The 15,109-nt window shown below is 58.7% G+C and carries 16 protein-coding genes; 4 read left to right on the top strand and 12 right to left on the bottom strand.

Annotation, left to right across the window (positions count from 1 at the left end; all coding sequences use genetic code 11):
• Positions 1 to 245: 245 nt before the first annotated feature.
• Positions 246 to 1,193 (top strand): thymidylate synthase, encoded by a 948-nt coding sequence (locus tag AC066Y_RS04495; RefSeq protein ID WP_478272827.1) that lies wholly within the window; start codon positions 246 to 248, stop codon positions 1,191 to 1,193.
• A gap of 4 nt (positions 1,194 to 1,197) precedes the next feature.
• Complete coding sequence (locus tag AC066Y_RS04490; protein ID WP_478272826.1) at positions 1,198 to 2,112, top strand: alpha-glutamyl/putrescinyl thymine pyrophosphorylase clade 3 protein; 915 nt, start codon at positions 1,198 to 1,200, stop codon at positions 2,110 to 2,112.
• On the opposite strand, the gene AC066Y_RS04485 is transcribed toward AC066Y_RS04490, so the two are convergent.
• From AC066Y_RS04485 to AC066Y_RS04430, 12 genes are all read right to left on the bottom strand, one after another.
• Positions 2,109 to 3,212: an ImmA/IrrE family metallo-endopeptidase gene (locus AC066Y_RS04485; protein WP_478272825.1), complete on the bottom strand. Its 1,104-nt coding sequence runs from the start codon at positions 3,210 to 3,212 to the stop codon at positions 2,109 to 2,111. The two genes, AC066Y_RS04490 and AC066Y_RS04485, sit on opposite strands and share 4 nt — an antisense overlap.
• Entirely contained in the window at positions 3,205 to 3,582 is a 378-nt protein-coding gene (locus AC066Y_RS04480) for a hypothetical protein (protein ID WP_478272824.1), read from the bottom strand. Before AC066Y_RS04480 ends, AC066Y_RS04485 begins: the two co-directional genes overlap by 8 nt.
• Before the next feature lie 258 nt (positions 3,583 to 3,840).
• A complete protein-coding gene (locus AC066Y_RS04475; protein ID WP_478272823.1) occupies positions 3,841 to 4,677 on the bottom strand; it encodes a hypothetical protein in 837 nt (278 codons plus the stop codon).
• Positions 4,678 to 4,728: 51 nt separating this feature from the next.
• Positions 4,729 to 5,139, bottom strand: coding sequence for a hypothetical protein (locus AC066Y_RS04470; protein ID WP_478272822.1), 411 nt, complete (start codon positions 5,137 to 5,139; stop codon positions 4,729 to 4,731).
• Position 5,140: 1 nt separating this feature from the next.
• A complete protein-coding gene (locus AC066Y_RS04465) occupies positions 5,141 to 6,709 on the bottom strand; it encodes a hypothetical protein (RefSeq protein ID WP_478272821.1) in 1,569 nt (522 codons plus the stop codon).
• Positions 6,709 to 6,861 carry a hypothetical protein gene (locus tag AC066Y_RS04460; RefSeq protein WP_478272820.1) on the bottom strand — a complete coding sequence of 51 codons (153 nt, stop codon included), beginning with the start codon at positions 6,859 to 6,861 and terminating at the stop codon, positions 6,709 to 6,711. The genes AC066Y_RS04465 and AC066Y_RS04460 overlap by 1 nt, the downstream gene beginning before the upstream one ends.
• 1 nt (position 6,862) lies before the next feature.
• Positions 6,863 to 7,288: a hypothetical protein gene (locus AC066Y_RS04455; protein WP_478272819.1), complete on the bottom strand. Its 426-nt coding sequence runs from the start codon at positions 7,286 to 7,288 to the stop codon at positions 6,863 to 6,865.
• A gap of 303 nt (positions 7,289 to 7,591) precedes the next feature.
• Entirely contained in the window at positions 7,592 to 7,948 is a 357-nt protein-coding gene (locus tag AC066Y_RS04450) for a hypothetical protein (protein ID WP_478272818.1), read from the bottom strand.
• 194 nt (positions 7,949 to 8,142) lie between these two features.
• Positions 8,143 to 8,538 (bottom strand): hypothetical protein, encoded by a 396-nt coding sequence (locus AC066Y_RS04445; protein ID WP_478272817.1) that lies wholly within the window; start codon positions 8,536 to 8,538, stop codon positions 8,143 to 8,145.
• Between the two features lie 233 nt (positions 8,539 to 8,771).
• On the bottom strand, positions 8,772 to 9,671 hold the full coding sequence (locus AC066Y_RS04440; RefSeq protein ID WP_478272816.1) for a hypothetical protein: 900 nt from the start codon (positions 9,669 to 9,671) through the stop codon (positions 8,772 to 8,774).
• Between the two features lie 126 nt (positions 9,672 to 9,797).
• Positions 9,798 to 10,049: a hypothetical protein gene (locus AC066Y_RS04435; RefSeq protein WP_478272815.1), complete on the bottom strand. Its 252-nt coding sequence runs from the start codon at positions 10,047 to 10,049 to the stop codon at positions 9,798 to 9,800.
• A gap of 297 nt (positions 10,050 to 10,346) precedes the next feature.
• The gene (locus tag AC066Y_RS04430; RefSeq protein ID WP_478272814.1) at positions 10,347 to 11,981 is read right to left on the bottom strand and encodes a tyrosine-type recombinase/integrase; all 1,635 of its coding nucleotides are present in this window, start codon (positions 11,979 to 11,981) and stop codon (positions 10,347 to 10,349) included.
• Positions 11,982 to 12,139: 158 nt separating this feature from the next.
• Between AC066Y_RS04430 and AC066Y_RS04425 the strand changes: the two genes are divergently transcribed.
• Positions 12,140 to 13,090 carry an acetamidase/formamidase family protein gene (locus tag AC066Y_RS04425; protein ID WP_478272813.1) on the top strand — a complete coding sequence of 317 codons (951 nt, stop codon included), beginning with the start codon at positions 12,140 to 12,142 and terminating at the stop codon, positions 13,088 to 13,090.
• Positions 13,091 to 13,177: 87 nt separating this feature from the next.
• Positions 13,178 to 15,004, top strand: coding sequence for an AMP-binding protein (locus AC066Y_RS04420; protein WP_478272812.1), 1,827 nt, complete (start codon positions 13,178 to 13,180; stop codon positions 15,002 to 15,004).
• Positions 15,005 to 15,109 lie beyond the last annotated feature (105 nt).

The raw sequence follows: 15,109 nt of genomic DNA, 5'->3' as shown, positions 1-15,109 counted from the left end.
CATAGGGGGAGCGCCGGAAACCGCGTCCGGGCTCAGTTGCTGGGACCGTGGATAGACCCCGTTAACGGGCAATCCTGTATTCCGGAAGGGCCTAAATCACCTAGACTAGGGTCAGCTCCGCAATCAAAGTGCATTAGTCCTACGACCTTTTGACAGGTCGCCTGAACGCGCAGGGTTCAACGAATCATTGATTATGTATCTACTTTTAGTTTTGTAGAGACATCCCCCCAATTTTTGGTTTGCAGATGTTCATCCGGACCGAGACGCTTGATGACGCACTGTTGCAGCTGTATCCGCAACTTCTTGCCCGTAGCGATGGGGTCGTCACGGCGTCACGTGGCGATACCGTTGAAGCCATCGGTGCACTCATCGAGATTACAGACCCGCGCGCAAGGTTGAGCCGGTCTGAGACCCGAGGGAAATTGTTTAGCTCGTTGGGGGAACTGCTCTGGTATCTGACCCGCGACAATCAACTGGATTTCATTCTCCCTTACGTTAAACGATACAAGTGCGAGACTGAGGACGGAAAAACGGTCTATGGAGGCTACGGACCCAGACTGTTTGGTCCTCCTGATCAGATCGCGAATGTCATTGCGCTGTTGAAGGAGCGCCCCTCGTCCCGCCGAGCCGTAATTCAGCTCTTCGACAAGAGTGACATCGCCGAGCCTCATAAGGAGATTCCGTGCACCACGAATCTTCAGTTTTTTGTGCGAGGTGAAAAGTTGGACATGATCGCTACAATGCGGTCGAACGACGCCTATTTTGGCCTGCCCCACGATGCATTCTGCTTTACGATGCTTCAGGAGATAATTGCTCGCACATTGGCGCTCGAGGTCGGCACCTATCGGCATTTCGCTGGAAGCATGCATATCTATCGAGAGCGCTGGGCAGACGCGCAGCACTTTGTCGACGAGGGTTATCAAGCGCGCGTAGCCATGCCTGAAATGCCATCGGGAGACCCGTGGCCCGCCATTGAAGTCGTATTGGACGCCGAAAAGCGCATTCGTTCTGGGGAGCAGCTGGATGTAACCACCCTGGGCCTTCCCGACTACTGGTTAGACCTGGTCCGGATTATTCAAATCTTCTTTGCGAACGGCGATCAGACAATTCTCACGTCCATCCCGGATCAACTCTCATTCAAGCGGTTCCGTCCGTACATCCTTGGGCGCATTCGGTCGGACAAGGGAAACTAGACAGATGTGGCCGACGCGTTCGGAGAGAAGAGAAGAACTGGCTCAAGCACTTCTTGATTTTTCAAATCGCCACGTAACCCTAGCCGGCATCACAGATGATCGGCATCGCGATACGCTCGCAATGCAGATGATTGCCAGCCTACGACGTATCGACTACACGCGCGCCATAAAATCGCGCGACATTGCTAGCGATCGTACCGACCCCAACTCCAGCCTGTTCGAGCCCGAACGAGCAGCGGCACTCTTGGCACGAAATGGGCAGCTTGACGAAGCCATCTGGCTCATATTTCTCGCGACACACTTCGGCCAGCACGGTCGTCACAAATGGCGAATGCTCCGAGACGTGTATTCTGGGCTGGGGAGACGGCCGTGGACGTGGAGTCGCGTCTCATCAAATCCGCGACTATTCCGTGATTGGCTGCAAAGTAACTTCCATCGCATAGGTGGCGCGTTCGGCAATCACAGAAAATATGAGACGTTAAATCCTGCATCCGACAACGGCACAGCTACGGTGGTCGAAAGCTTCGTAACCTGTTTTGCGCCAACGCCGTCGCGATGGTTTTCTGATCTCGTCCGGTCGGAAGGCAACGATCCGCACAGGCTCTTTGATGCTGCGTATCGCAAACTGACGATCGCAAGATTTGGCCGATTAGCCAAGTTTGATTTTCTCGCGTTACTCGGCCGACTGGACTTGGCGCCAATCGCGCCTGGCTCGGCCTATCTAACTGGAGCTACCGGCCCTCTTCGCGGCGCGAGGCTCCTCGTAGATGGAAACGTCAACTCTACTAGAAGCGCGGCGGAGCTTGAGCGCATACTTCAAGAGCTGGATCGATATCTCCATGTCGGAATGCAGGTAATGGAAGATTCGATCTGCAACTGGCAAAAGAGCCCCACGACGTTCGTTCACTTTCGAGGCTAACCAAGTGCCGCGCCGATTTCGTCCCACTTAAATCGTCGCTTGAGATAGTTCATTTTCTTTGGGCTCAGCAAATTCCGATGCTGCATCTGCCCCACGACAATGCCCGCCGATACGCCTATCGAATAAGCATAACGAATGATGCGCTCGCTCTTTGCGGAAAGATCCGCGAGTTCGTCTCGGCGGCTAGGAGGGATAAGCACATCGGCAGCAAAGGCGTTGGCTTCCGCTTCCAGCTCTCCCGAAATGCCCGGCTCGCCATCGACAAACGTCATGGACGATTTGTGCAACAAAAGGTGGCCGAGCTCATGGAAGAACGTGAACCAAAAGTGATCGTCTGAAAGATATCTGAAGCTCAGTATGACCATAGCCTTGTTGCGTGATATGAACCGAGTGGCCCCACTTGCCCTGCAGCCTGCTGGCGCGCGAACAAATACGACCGCGACGCCAGCATCGGCGCACATCTTCCTGACGCGCGGCAGAAAATAATCCGGCGACTTGGCCTTGGTGAGAATCCTAATCTCAGGCAACAATTTTCGAAGTCGGTCGGGCTGCCAGCTTGCGCATGAAATGGCAGCAGCCTCAATTTCTCCTCGTCGAAGCCAAGCCGATATTGCGCCGACTTTCGAAGTAAACGATGGCGACGTTCGGAACGCCGTTTCTTTCATCGACTGTTCATACCTGTCGCTCCATTCTTGCGGCGTGCTCACACCGAAGTACGCGAGGTATGCACGAATAAGCTCGTCTTGCTTTGGGTGACGGTTCACCCAGCCATATTGTGCCATGTCCCGATGCGGGAATAGCTTGATCCAGTCCGATCCGCTCTCCCTCGGAATCGCACTGGCGGCACGAGAGAGCGCTTCGAAATATTTGACCTGACGAGCCCGCCAAAACGAGGGGGTTGCCCCAACGTGCCGCGAAAGTCCCGTCGCCAAATGCTCATCGACAGCAACACTACCTGATAGCAGCCCGTTGATCGTTGCTGTGTTGCAGCCGAGCAATTTTGCCAACGTCTCCGACGTGAGCGCACGCTCCTCCATCAAGCTCAAAAGTGTGTCGCCAGGCTTGGAGAACCAATCAGGCTGGAAAGATGCTTCAGGCATCAAGTCTCTCAATCGCTGCAATCATCAACCTAGTAGTGTTCGGCCAGTCAGGAGGAACGGCACTGGCCCCGAGGTTACGAGGATGTCCCGGCCTGAAAACTAGACAATAACCTATCCCCAAATCAAAACACTTCTCGTACTCCCCGCGATCCGTTATGCGACTGCGAAACGTCGCCGCGAAGTCGGGAAAATTATCGAAAGCCTCAATGTCCGCCAAAACGCGCGCAAGTTCCAGCGCCGCATCATCGCCCAATTTGGCCCTTGCTTCGCTGCGCTTCTCGCAGATATCCCGCAATTCGGGGGTGAACGATGAAAGCTCCAAACAAATGCCCTTGAAATCGGATAAAGCCGCATAATCCTGCTCGCGCAAGAGCTTCGGGTGGAGATGTTACCATATATCTGATTCGTGCAACTAATACGGGTATAGCGCCCGCCGTCGCCCCCGCTGGGGAGTGAGAGGCGACGGCGAGCCTGCCCGCCACGCCCGGTAGGAAGCCGGGCTGCGGGCTCTGTGCTGTTATTCTGTGACGGACACCTGCACAGTGGCCCGGCCGGATCGTGAAAGTTATCAAAAGCCGATCCGGAGAAGCCTCCGCGCGCTGTGGACCGACCACGCGGAGGGAATGGTTCATGCCGCGTTCGCGATCGAGCGAACGCTGATCCCCAAGACCGCATTTGGAGAAGCGATTGGACGCCGAGGGATCACTTGGTTCTGTTCTTCGGCTGCCATGATGAGCTGTTCTTCAAGCCGCTCCAGTTCGTAAAGGCGGTCTTTCAGGTCACGTAGGCGCTCGGACTTCTCCGACGCTGTGAGCGCGAGCCTGGGCTCGGGCATTCCGTCAATGAGTTCATTCAGCTTTCGCTCGAACCCCTTCGGATCGAACCACGCGAGGGCGGCGGCGATATCGAGGATAGGCGCCGTCGCATTGTCCAAATACGTCTGGAACTGGACAGTGAATGCGTCGTGCGTCGCGGTGACGGCTGGACGCGCAAGATGTCCGCGCAGTTCAATCCATTCTCTGACTCGCTGCTTCACCTCGGAGCGTGGCGGAGCCGACTGATCGACACGAATTCGCTCGGAGACGGCACCGATGATCTCGCCACGTACACGTTCAACAGCAGCGAGATAGCTTTCGCCGTCTCGCAGTTTCAAGCGCACCGGCTTGGCCTCCGTCAGCTGTACGTTGGCCGGTAGCCGTTCAAGGTAAGCTCGGAGCCGTGCATTCAAGCCAGCGAGATCGTGATGCCTATCTTGATGTTGCTGGTGCGAGTTCTGAAGCGTCACCAACTCACGACGCATGGCCTTAAGCCTATCATCGTCAGCCGGATTGTTCCCAATTGCGCGCTCGATATCGCTGATGCGAGCAACTGTCGAATGCATCAGCACGTAAGCTTGCCGCTCTTGATCAGCAAGCCGTAAAATCTTGTCGTGCACCTTCGCGGGAAGCGTAGGGCTGGTGCTCATGTTTTACCTTCCTGATGTTATGAGGCCCGCCAGTATGACGAGCCTCGTTTCTCACTGCTTCCAACTATCTTCTAGACGCTTGTCCCGGCAGGCCAACAGTTCGTCGTGCGTGAGAGTGCCCGGACGCGTGTCGCGCGACTGAGCTAACTGCTGATCGATGACCCGAGGCGGATTACGCCAGGCATTCGAAAGTGCAGCATCACGCTGATCGCGGAGGCGCTCTCGTTCCGTGCCCGCCGCAGCATCCAAAACGCCAAAGCCGGGCCGATGGCCTGCTCCGTGCGCGTCAAACTGTTCGATACGCTTTGCCGTCCGTGCGGCTGCCATGGCCGCCATCAGAGCCGGATTGCCGTTGTCCATCAGCCGAACTGGAACGCGCATGACATCGCCATCTTCGACGATGTTGCTGCGCGTGACGCGTTTGCCATTCCGGTCGATGATTTCGTGGTCGTTGGTATTCATGTCAAAGTCCTCGTGAAGTTAGAAAGCCGCTTAGTCTTTCTGCGCCGAAACTGCGCTTTCGCTCCATCTCCTCATCGGAAATCGCCCAGCTGTAATCGGCCACGAACTTTCGCGTGCGGAGACCCGTAACTGCGCCAGCCACGACGTTCGCTATATCGTCGTGACCGTTAGGAGCATGGTCGATGCTGTCTTTGCCGGATCGCGCAGTTCTGCGCTCCAGCCCGCACAACTGATTGATCAATTTCGGATGATCGAGGAGATCGACCTTCTTCGACATCAGCAACGGCAGGAATTCGCCGTAAATCGCACTCTTGGGCTTTGCGGCGGGCTCATATGTGATGCCGTGCTCGCGAAACTGTTCGCGGGGCCATTCCCCCGCGTATCTGTCTCCCGAGACTTTGCTGATGGCATACGCCTTTATATCGGCGCTGCACTTTTCGACGACTTCGCGGGGACTGAATGGCGGCTTAAACTCCCGCACCAGATCGAGCACCGATACGCCGTTCTCCGAGTGCGCTATCGCAAGCGTGAAGGAGTCCCTACCAGAGCCTCCAGCCGCATCGACGAAAGCGCTGTACCTGAACTGAGCCAGATAAGGCCGCTCGCGCTCGTCCGATGTGACGGCCTCGACTGCCTCGCGTGCAATAAAGGCCTCGACGTCAATCCGGAACTGAGCGCCATATTCTGCTGCCGCGGAAACTGGATCACGCTCGTACTGCTCGGCGAGGAACGCGGGATCAATCGAGGGGTTCATGACCTCGGTTGCGGCTTGCCAGCTTAAAACGCGAGGATCATCCTTACCGTGGTACTGACGATAAGCATCGTACAACACGCCCCGACGAGCGTAAGGTGACGATGCTAGCAGCAGCATTGATCGACCTGCGAGGGTCGCCATGCTGGGCCTGATTGCATTGATGACCTCGACGTCGGGGTTTGCCCCCTCGTCATTCCAGAACGCTATCTCGTCGCACAGCGCTGCCACAACGGTTCGGCCGCGAACTGAACGGAAAGATGCCGTGACGATCTCGATGGAGATGGAGTTCGCCAGTTCGATGCCCCATTGCGTCTCACGCTGCACTTTGCGCGAGAGCATCGGGACTTTCTTGATGAAGCCACGCACATAGCGCAAGATGACGCGGGCTTGATCCCTGTCTGCCGCGAGAACCTGGACGACACCAAGCTCGCCTTCGTCGAGATACTGGCGATAGTCATGGAAAGCAGCGAGCCATGTCGCGATCAGTGCGAGGATGCGCGACTTGCCGCCGCGTCTGCCGATAACGAGGACGCATTCACGAGCCTGTTCGGTCGGAGGATCGGTGCGGCCTGTACAGGCTCGATAGATCGCAAGTTCCTCGTCCGACATCGGCAAGCCGAAGGCCGCACAGATGAAGCTTTTCCAGCTCAACCAGCTTTCCGGATCGGGGAAGAACTTCGCGAACACATTGGGGTCCGCGATTGCGTCCAGCAGTGTGAAGTCGCGAGAGCGAGGAGCCGGAAGCTTGATTGGTCTTTGAGGTGTGGCGGTGGTCTGAGTGTCGTCAAGGCGTTCACGATGACGACGAGTGCTCATCAATCCCCCGATAGTATGAATGCCATGGCGACTGCATTGTCATGCTGGATCGCCTCGGCCTCTGTCATCGCCCGGTCGAGTGTGGCCGATGCTGAGCCGGGATCGAGCGTGAATGCCGCGCTGACGATGCTGCCTTGTGCAGATGCGTCCATCTCAGTCCCCCATGCGTTCACCGTGTGAATGACGAGAGCCGCCACGCTTGGCATATTCCAGCGGGTCTAGATCGTCGTCATCATCATCACGCTTGACGGCGGTCAAGCCAGCGTCTCGCATATGGCGTCGCATCGAGTTTGCGATGCGCTGATACTCAACACGGTCTTTCGTCGTGAACTTGCCAGACTGCGCATATTCGGCCTGCAAGTCTTCAAGCTGGCATTGGAGCAGCGCTATGTCCCGAATCAGCGCACGCTGGGACTCCGTGATGTTGCCCTCGCCTCCTGCGTCATGGATGTAGATCGTGACCAAGTCTTTGAAGCGCATGCCGTGAGCGGTGCGTAGATCAAGCCGCTCAGCGAACAAGCGCGCTCCTGACGTGACGGCAGAGCGTGTTCGCGTTGTCTTCTTCAGGGTGCCATGCATCTTCGGTCTTCCCGCGTTCCTCGATCAATCCATGCGCAAATACGGCATCTGCAAAATGAACCTGATTTGGGCGCGAAACGTAACCTCGGACCTCGCCTCAGGACTAGCCCCTTGGCAGAAAGCCACTAATGACAGGGCTTTCTATGCTTCGCCACGTGATAGAGAGTCATGAGAACTCGCCGCACTCGCCCAAATCAGGCGGCGCAAGGGACGCGCGTCGATAATTTCTCGACGCAACGGAATGTGTGGTTCGCACCAAAAATGGGGATGTAAATCTGGCGTCCGCGTCCCCCAGTCCTGCCCTCACCCTCGCCGCTTCTGATCGCGCTGATGCCGGCGCCGATAACGTTCAAGCCGCTGTTTGTCCAGCAATCCTTCCTCGATCAGGAGCTTCACAATCTCGCGCATCTCCGAGCGAACATTGCTGACGGTGATGCCACTGACCGAAATGCCGCCGCGCTGCAATTCGTCGTGCACCTCGCGGAATGAATCAGATTGAAGCGTGAGGCAACGGATTTTGTTCTTGAGTCCCTGTCCAGTGATCTCCCGCGCCGTCGTCGTTTCTCCTTTTTGGGCTTCTTGCTGACGGTGTTTCGGCTCCGGCCGCTTCGGTCTGTTTGTCTTCGATGTCAGCGTGCGTGGAATTTCATCGAGTCGCATGCGACGTCGTTTGGCTCCCGGGCCAGCGTGATCATAGAGGCCCTCATCATCCCGTGCGCCCATCTAGGTCCTTTCCGTCATCCGTGATTCATTTTGGGGCGGCTTCCTGCGCAGCGGAGCAGTTCCTGGGCGGCATTGCGTCGATCCGCGGTCCTGTGCCCCGATCCCGCGCAAATCGCTTCCATGCTGCTTCCCTATTTCTCCGGGTGTGTGACGCGCGCATGGAGTCGTTCCCGGACGATGCTGCGTCGCGTTGTTCCCGTGGCTAGATAGCTGCTCAGCGTCTCCCAATGTCTCTTGTCGTCGTTCCGACGCTCCGAGATCGTTTTCATCAGCCGGATGAAAATCGGGTCTGCTGGTACGAGCGTGGCGGGGGCGGCTTTCTCGCACCGCCGTTTGTGGGAGCGCTTCCTGTCACGGGCGAGGCGCTCTTCCCTCTTCTGCCGAGACTCCGGGCTGTAGACGAAAACCATCGCCTTCCTGCAGCGAGGGTGCTTGCCCTCTTTCATTCTGAGGCTGTCCAATCTTTCTCGCTTCATTTTTCCTTTCTCCATTGATCGAACGAAGTGAGGATCGGCGCGCAGCGCCATTTCCTTCTTACAAGTGTGCTCTCAATACAGTGTGATCTAAACAGATGTATTCTATATAGGGAGGCGGCTTGAATTCCATTTGTGCCTCTCTTGCAGCGGTTTCTTTCATTTATCGTCACACTCAATCGCGTCAGCAGGACGGAAGCACCACGTCAGCAGGACGGAGCATTTCTCCAAGCCACGTCAGCAGGACGGAGCGTGACAGGAAAAACCGCGTCAGCAGGACGGAAGCGTTATTCATGGGAACGCCCTCGGCGAACCTGGCCGAAATAGACGCGATCATCCTCAATCTTCATAGCGTAGTGGCTCGGAATGTCATTCCAGCGTGGCGAGTACTTGGTCTGGTTATGCTCGATGCAATTGATGACGGCCCATAACGCGCGATCAAGCCGACGTGCCTGCTCAAATGGAGCGCAGGGTGTCATGCCGATCCAATCGCACAATTTGGACAGCCTGATGTACGGGCCGTCGCTCATCGCCCGTAGGAACAGCAGTAGATGCAGCGCCGTTCTGGATTTCGTCGGGAGCGGTATCGGCACTTTGACTCTCGGGAGATCGCGATCAATCCAATCACCCGATACCGCGAACCGTATCTTTCCCTCATCGAGGATGCGATAGTTGATCAAGGGAGCGGGCTTGTTGTCGATAATTGGCTTCCGCAGTCTCGCGAGCGCTGCGTCCATCTTGGACAAGTTCGCGGCGCTGTCAGACAAACCGGAATGGGCCAGCATCGTGGATGCCGAAAGATCAAACCGCAAGATGACGGGTGGACGTAACGTGGTCTTCAATTGCGCGAGACGTGCACGGTAGCCGCGGCTTCTCGCTTGCTTTGCGAGTGCTCCATATTTCCTTCCATGCTTTTGCTGATATCTGACCATTGCGCGGTCACCCGCGGGCTTCGCCTTGAGATCGAGCGTCTCTAGCCATCGTCTGGTCGCGCCTCGTATCAATCCTGCGAGCAACGAGAATTCGATGATGCCGAGACCGAACTGCGCCGGGTTCTGTGTCAGGGCTCGCGGGATCATCGCGAACGTCTCTTTGGGCCTAGTAGTCTTCGGCGCTGATCTTTTTCTCGATTGATCCCGCGCGATCGTCGGCTTGTCGGCCGGTCGCTTCTTGGATACGATTGTCATTGTTGATGTCTTTCGCGGACGTCAGTGATGATGACGCACAATGAGGCCCCGCCCAGTTGACGCTGAGCGGGGTCGTTGCATTTTCACGATGACGTTGATGGAGTTCTGACGATGCTCGGTGCGACGCTAACTTTGCGCGCCGACGATGCGATTGATGTCCGCGAGCCGATAAAACACGGTGCGGGCTTTAGGGTGCAGGCGGATCACGACCAACGAACCGCCTCGGCCCTCTTCCAACTTTTTTACGGAGTCGGGATGATAGCCGAGGATTGCAGCGGCCTCCTTGCGCGAGACGAGCTTTCGTACTTCGGTGATCTCCTTCAGCTTGTTTGGTCCGCGAGGAACAACGGTGCGGACGGGCTTCTTCGACTTCTCCATGACAACAATCCAATAGCTACCGCATCCCGCCCAACCATGATGAACGAGCCTGCGCGCCACTCCTGTGGCCTGCATTGAATGTGACAAATCGATTAATCGCGATCAACGGTGACGCGCCGCGAATTAGGACGATCTTACAGGGGCTTACCGCGGACGCAGGAAAATCTTTTCCAGTTATGAAATCCCATTAGGGAAAAACGCGCTGGGGAGCAGCATGGAGCGGTTCTCCTCGTCCTCCGCGTCTGGGGCGTGTCCGCGCAGATTTCCTCACGGATGCTGCTCCTGCTGCGCTGGACGTTATCGCGAGATGGGCACTACGTTCCCTGCGCCTCGGGGCTCCAAGATGCGGCCAATCAGCGTCGAGAGGGCGACAAGCCCCTGTGCTCGCTCGTTGTCGTAGCTGTGGCGATCGTAAGTGCCCTCTACGCCCTTGATCGCATGTCCCAGGACACGTTCCGCAATGTCAGGCCGGACCTTCGCGCGTGACATCAACGAGCGTGCTGTCCGCCGGAGGTCATGGAGAATCCACCAAAGCCGTTTCAGTTCAGCTTTCAACTTCTTCTTGGCCTTGTCGTCTTTCTCGGCCTCAATGGCCGCAAACAGCGCTCTGATCTTCGCGACGAATGCCAACATCGATTTGTCGTCACGTTGAACGGCGACGGAATGGAGTTCCTCCAACATCCGCTTGTCGAGGGCCGCCTTGCCCTGACTGAACGCTGTCAGTGACCCAAAGTATTGGCCCGGCTTGCCGCGTTGTCCGACAGTGGCTGCGGAGAAGACGAAGTCATTGATTAGAAGTTCTCGTTGCGCCTCGATGATCGCGAGTGCAGCCTTGGGCAGCTTCAATCGTTCGGCGTTGCCCTTCTCACGATCTTCGGTCGCGATTGACCAGACGTCGCGGTTGAGGTCATCCCACTTCATCGTGGCGACCTTGGTCCGACGCTGGGCTGTCAACAACAACAGCTTGCAGAAGTTTCCAAACGTCCCCAACCCTTCGCAGGCCTTCCACATGGCCCTGATTTCATCATCGCTGAGAATTCGTTCGCGGGTGTGGTCGCTCGGGTTCTCGATCCGGGCCAAGCCAGGTCGCATGGGGGAGTTATAGTCGTCATGGGAGACACTATACTTCGCCATCATCCGGCGCAGCACCGCGAGCGTGAGGTCTGCGGTTCTTTGTCCCCGAGTCTCCTCGATATCGTCAAGAAGGTTCGACACGTCCGATCGTTTGATTTCTTCAAACGGCTTTTTTCCCCAAACCGGGTAAAGCTTCTCGACCATCCTGCGGATTTGGGAGGCTGTCCGCAGCTTTCCGTCAACGAAGCGCTTGAGATAGCGCTCGGCGACGACCTCGAAACTTTCCCGGCTTGCGTCGGCTTGCTTCGCCCTGTCGGCTAGGATGCTATCCTTGTTGGACTTGAACCTCGCGGCCGCATTGCGCGCAGCTTTCACACCCATATGATCCGAAGCGCCGGGCCGGAAATAGCCAAGGTGCTCCGTTCGCATCTTGCCGAGCGCCTTATTGTAAAAGCTGACGCGCCAAGCCCTGGAGCCAGACACGTTGAGCACCAGTATCAACCCGGATGGCTTCTCGTCCCGGTATGTGGTCTGCACGGCTTCCCCCTCACGCAATTTGAGCTGGAGTTTGGGGATGTCCAGCTCCGTGAACAAACAGACGAGGTCGTTGACAACTTCCTCAACGCCATTCCTTTTTCGAGTCTTGGTCTTTTTGCGACGGCCCTTCGTGGACTCCCTTGACTTGCCCTTAGTGTCCGAGAGCGATACGTCGCTCTCCTCCAAATGCTTCCGCAGCAACCGCAGGGCATTGTCGGCTTCATGCTCGTTTGCATTCCCCTTCACGTGGGCGAGGAGCTTAAGGGCGCGATCGAGTTTGGCTTTCGCATCGCGGGGAGGCCGATTGTCCGGGTCAGTCATGGATCACGATGCTAGGTTTGAGGTTACGTTTCGAGGGCTCTTTGACGATCCCGGACGATCATCCGCGATCCCTCGAATTTTAGGCTAACTTCTTGATAAGTTGAAGGTTTCGTTTCCACCAATCATCGCCAATCAAGGCCAATCAACGAGTCTCATGGATGAGCAATCCGCCCCATCATCATCTGAAATCCAGTCCCGAAACCTGCCATTGGGGCTTCTTCGAAGCAAAGCTGAAACCGGTCCTGACCATCGCGAGCGGCGACGAGGTCACGATCGAGACCGTCAGCGGCGGCCCCGACGTGGTGCCGGACCGCGGCAAGTTTTATGTGCCGCCGGAGCTCGACGACATTCATGCGAAGAACGAGCGGATGGTGCCCGGGCACATCCTGACCGGCCCGATCGCGATCAGCAGTGCCGAGCCCGGCGACGTGCTCGAGGTCGATATTCTCGACGTCCAGCTCCGGCAGGACTGGGGTTACAATCTGATCAAGCCGCTGTCCGGCACCCTGCCCGACGATTTCCACGAGACCCGCATCCTCAACATCCCGCTCGATCGCGCGCGCATGGTCGGCCGCATGCCGTGGGGGCTCGACCTGCCGCTGAAGCCGTTCTTCGGCGTGATGGGCGTGTCGCCGCCGCCGGCCTGGGGCCGCATCTCCTCGCTGATCCCGCGCGCGATGGGCGGCAATCTCGACAACAAGGAGCTCGGGGCCGGAGCCAAATTGTATCTGCCGGTGTTCGTGCCGGGCGCGCTGTTCTCCTGCGGCGACGGCCATGGCGTGCAGGGCGACGGCGAGGTCTGCGTCACCGCGATCGAGACCGCGCTCGCCGGCCGCTTCCGCCTGACCCTGCGCAAGGATCTCAAGCTCGCCTATCCGCGCGCCGAGACCGCCGACCATTACATGACCATGGCGATGGATCCCGATCTCGACCAGTGCGTGGTGCGGGCACTGCGCGACATGATCGTGCTGCTCGGCGAGAAGCGCAATCTGTCGCGCGAGGACGCCTATACGCTGTGCAGCCTGGCCGCCGACCTGCGCGTCACGCAGACGGTCAACGGCTCCAAGGGCATTCACTGCATGATCGCCAAATCGGTCGTTCACGGCTGACGGCCGATCGATAAGCCGCACTTGTGTTCCGGAAGCGCGGCTCGATACAATCCCCCTCCCAACGAACAAAAGTGGACGGGGACGAATATGCTGAAGGACAGGCTTTCTCCGGCCGACGAGGCTGCGCGCGACAAGGAGATGCAGGAGACGCTCGCCGCCTGCCCGCGCATCCTCGATCTCATTGCCCGCGGTCCGCAGGGCGCGCCTGAGGCGGAAGCCGCGATCTATCTGCGTTCGCCGCTCGATCCCAACCCGGTCGTGATCTCGAACGATCATTTGATGGGCTGCATCAAGGCGGCCGAGAACTATTTCCGCAGCCAGGGCATCGGCAAGGACGACGCGGTCGCCGTCCTGCTCCCGGCCTGTCCCGCGACCGTGGTCGCGATCTTCGGCGCGGCCGCCTGCGGTGTCGCCGAGCCGCTCAATTTGCTGTTCACGCGCGAGGCGATTGTCGCGCAGCTCAACGCCATCAAGGCAAAGCTGTTGCTGGCGCCGCCGCCGGGCACGCCGGGCGGGCTCTATGAGCGGGTCGAAGGCCTGCAGCGCGAGGTGCCGTCGCTCAAGCGCATCGTGATCGTGCCGCTCGACGGCAGCATTGCGTTCGACGGCGAGGTGCTGCGGCCTGATCCTGCGTGGCGCGACGACTACGGCAAGTCCAAGGACATGAGCGAGGCCGACCGCGTCGCGGTAATGCTGCCGACCGGCGGCACGACAGGTCATCCCAAGGTGGCGCAGCTCACCAACCGCGCGATGGTCGCCTCCACCGTATCCTCGCGCATGGCGCTCGATTTCCATCGCGGCGAGCGCGCGATGATCACGCTGCCGCTGTTCCATGTCGGTGGCTTGTTCTGCACGACGGCCAATTGCCTTTCCGCCGGCACGACGATTTTCATCCCCGGCCCGGCCGGCGCCCGCGATCCGTCACTGATCACGCACTTCTGGAAGATCGTCGAGAAATACCGCGTCAACATCTCCGGCAACGTGCCGACCACGCTCGGAGCGCTGGCGGACATCCCGGTCGCGGACAGCGACATCTCGACCCTCCGCGTCACCGCCACCGGCGCCTCGATCTGCCCGCCGGAAATCGAACGGCGTTATCTCGCGACCTGGGGCGGTGCCTGCATCCAGCAGCTCTACGGCATGACCGAGCTCGCCGGCGCCATCACCCACGACGTGCACGGCGTCAAGCCACGCGCCGAGAGCGTCGGCACCCGCAATCCGCTGGTCGAGCTCGCGATCCTCGAAGGCGGCAAGCTGCACACCGGGCCGTGGCCCTCGCCGGTCGGCGAGCTCCTGACCAGGGGCCCGCAGGTATTCGCCGGTTACGTCGACAAGAAGCAGACCGAAGAGGCGTTCCGCGACGGCTGGCTGCGCACCGGCGACATCTGCCGGATCGACGCCGACGGCTTCGTCTACATCCTGGGCCGCGCCAAGGACGTCATCATCCGCGGCGGCCATAACATCGACCCGCGGGCGATCGAGGATGCCGCGCTGGCGTTTCCGGGCGTGGCGCTGGCCGCGGCCGTCGGGCGTCCCGACACCTACGCCGGTGAAGTGCCGATGCTGTTCGTCTCGGCACAGCCCGGCGCCCATATCGATCCGAACGCGCTCGCCGCCTTCGTGCAGGACAACATCCTGGAGCCGCCCGCGCGGCCGCGCGTGGTGTCGGTGATCCCGGAGATGCCGGTCACGCCGGTCGGCAAGATCTTCAAGCCGAAGCTGCGCGAGATCGCCGCCGGCGAAGCCGCGCGCGAGCTGCTGGCTCGGGAAGGCTTGTCCGGCGAGGTCAGTGTCGAGGCCATCACCGACCCGTCCCGCGGGCTGTACCTGAGCGTGAGCGCGCCTGCGGACAAGGCCGAAACAGCTGAGCGGCTTCTCAAGAAGTTCCCAGTCAAGGTCGAGTTACGGCCATAACAAACTGATTCATATATCTAATTTTACCAAAGCGCCGCGTCGGAACCAGCTTCCGGCGCGGGCGAGCGTGCGCGTGCCGTTTCACAGCTCATGGCTTGACGGACT

It is taken from the genome of Bradyrhizobium sp. USDA3010 (assembly GCF_056429065.1).
Note: the sequence above shows the minus strand (reverse complement) of the source record. Positions and strands in the feature narration are given on the sequence as shown.

Coding starts and splice junctions, on each gene's coding strand:
- AC066Y_RS04475 (WP_478272823.1), bottom strand. CDS start 4,677: ATGAGCACCAGCCCTACGCTTCCCGCGAAGGTGCACGACAAGATTTTA.
- AC066Y_RS04430 (WP_478272814.1), bottom strand. CDS start 11,981: ATGACTGACCCGGACAATCGGCCTCCCCGCGATGCGAAAGCCAAACTC.
- AC066Y_RS04440 (WP_478272816.1), bottom strand. CDS start 9,671: ATGACAATCGTATCCAAGAAGCGACCGGCCGACAAGCCGACGATCGCG.
- AC066Y_RS04465 (WP_478272821.1), bottom strand. CDS start 6,709: ATGAGCACTCGTCGTCATCGTGAACGCCTTGACGACACTCAGACCACC.
- AC066Y_RS04455 (WP_478272819.1), bottom strand. CDS start 7,288: ATGCATGGCACCCTGAAGAAGACAACGCGAACACGCTCTGCCGTCACG.
- AC066Y_RS04425 (WP_478272813.1), top strand. CDS start 12,140: ATGAGCAATCCGCCCCATCATCATCTGAAATCCAGTCCCGAAACCTGC.
- AC066Y_RS04420 (WP_478272812.1), top strand. CDS start 13,178: ATGCTGAAGGACAGGCTTTCTCCGGCCGACGAGGCTGCGCGCGACAAG.
- AC066Y_RS04450 (WP_478272818.1), bottom strand. CDS start 7,948: ATGCGACTCGATGAAATTCCACGCACGCTGACATCGAAGACAAACAGA.
- AC066Y_RS04495 (WP_478272827.1), top strand. CDS start 246: ATGTTCATCCGGACCGAGACGCTTGATGACGCACTGTTGCAGCTGTAT.
- AC066Y_RS04445 (WP_478272817.1), bottom strand. CDS start 8,538: ATGGCGCTGCGCGCCGATCCTCACTTCGTTCGATCAATGGAGAAAGGA.
- AC066Y_RS04490 (WP_478272826.1), top strand. CDS start 1,198: ATGTGGCCGACGCGTTCGGAGAGAAGAGAAGAACTGGCTCAAGCACTT.
- AC066Y_RS04460 (WP_478272820.1), bottom strand. CDS start 6,861: ATGGACGCATCTGCACAAGGCAGCATCGTCAGCGCGGCATTCACGCTC.
- AC066Y_RS04485 (WP_478272825.1), bottom strand. CDS start 3,212: ATGCCTGAAGCATCTTTCCAGCCTGATTGGTTCTCCAAGCCTGGCGAC.
- AC066Y_RS04435 (WP_478272815.1), bottom strand. CDS start 10,049: ATGGAGAAGTCGAAGAAGCCCGTCCGCACCGTTGTTCCTCGCGGACCA.
- AC066Y_RS04470 (WP_478272822.1), bottom strand. CDS start 5,139: ATGAATACCAACGACCACGAAATCATCGACCGGAATGGCAAACGCGTC.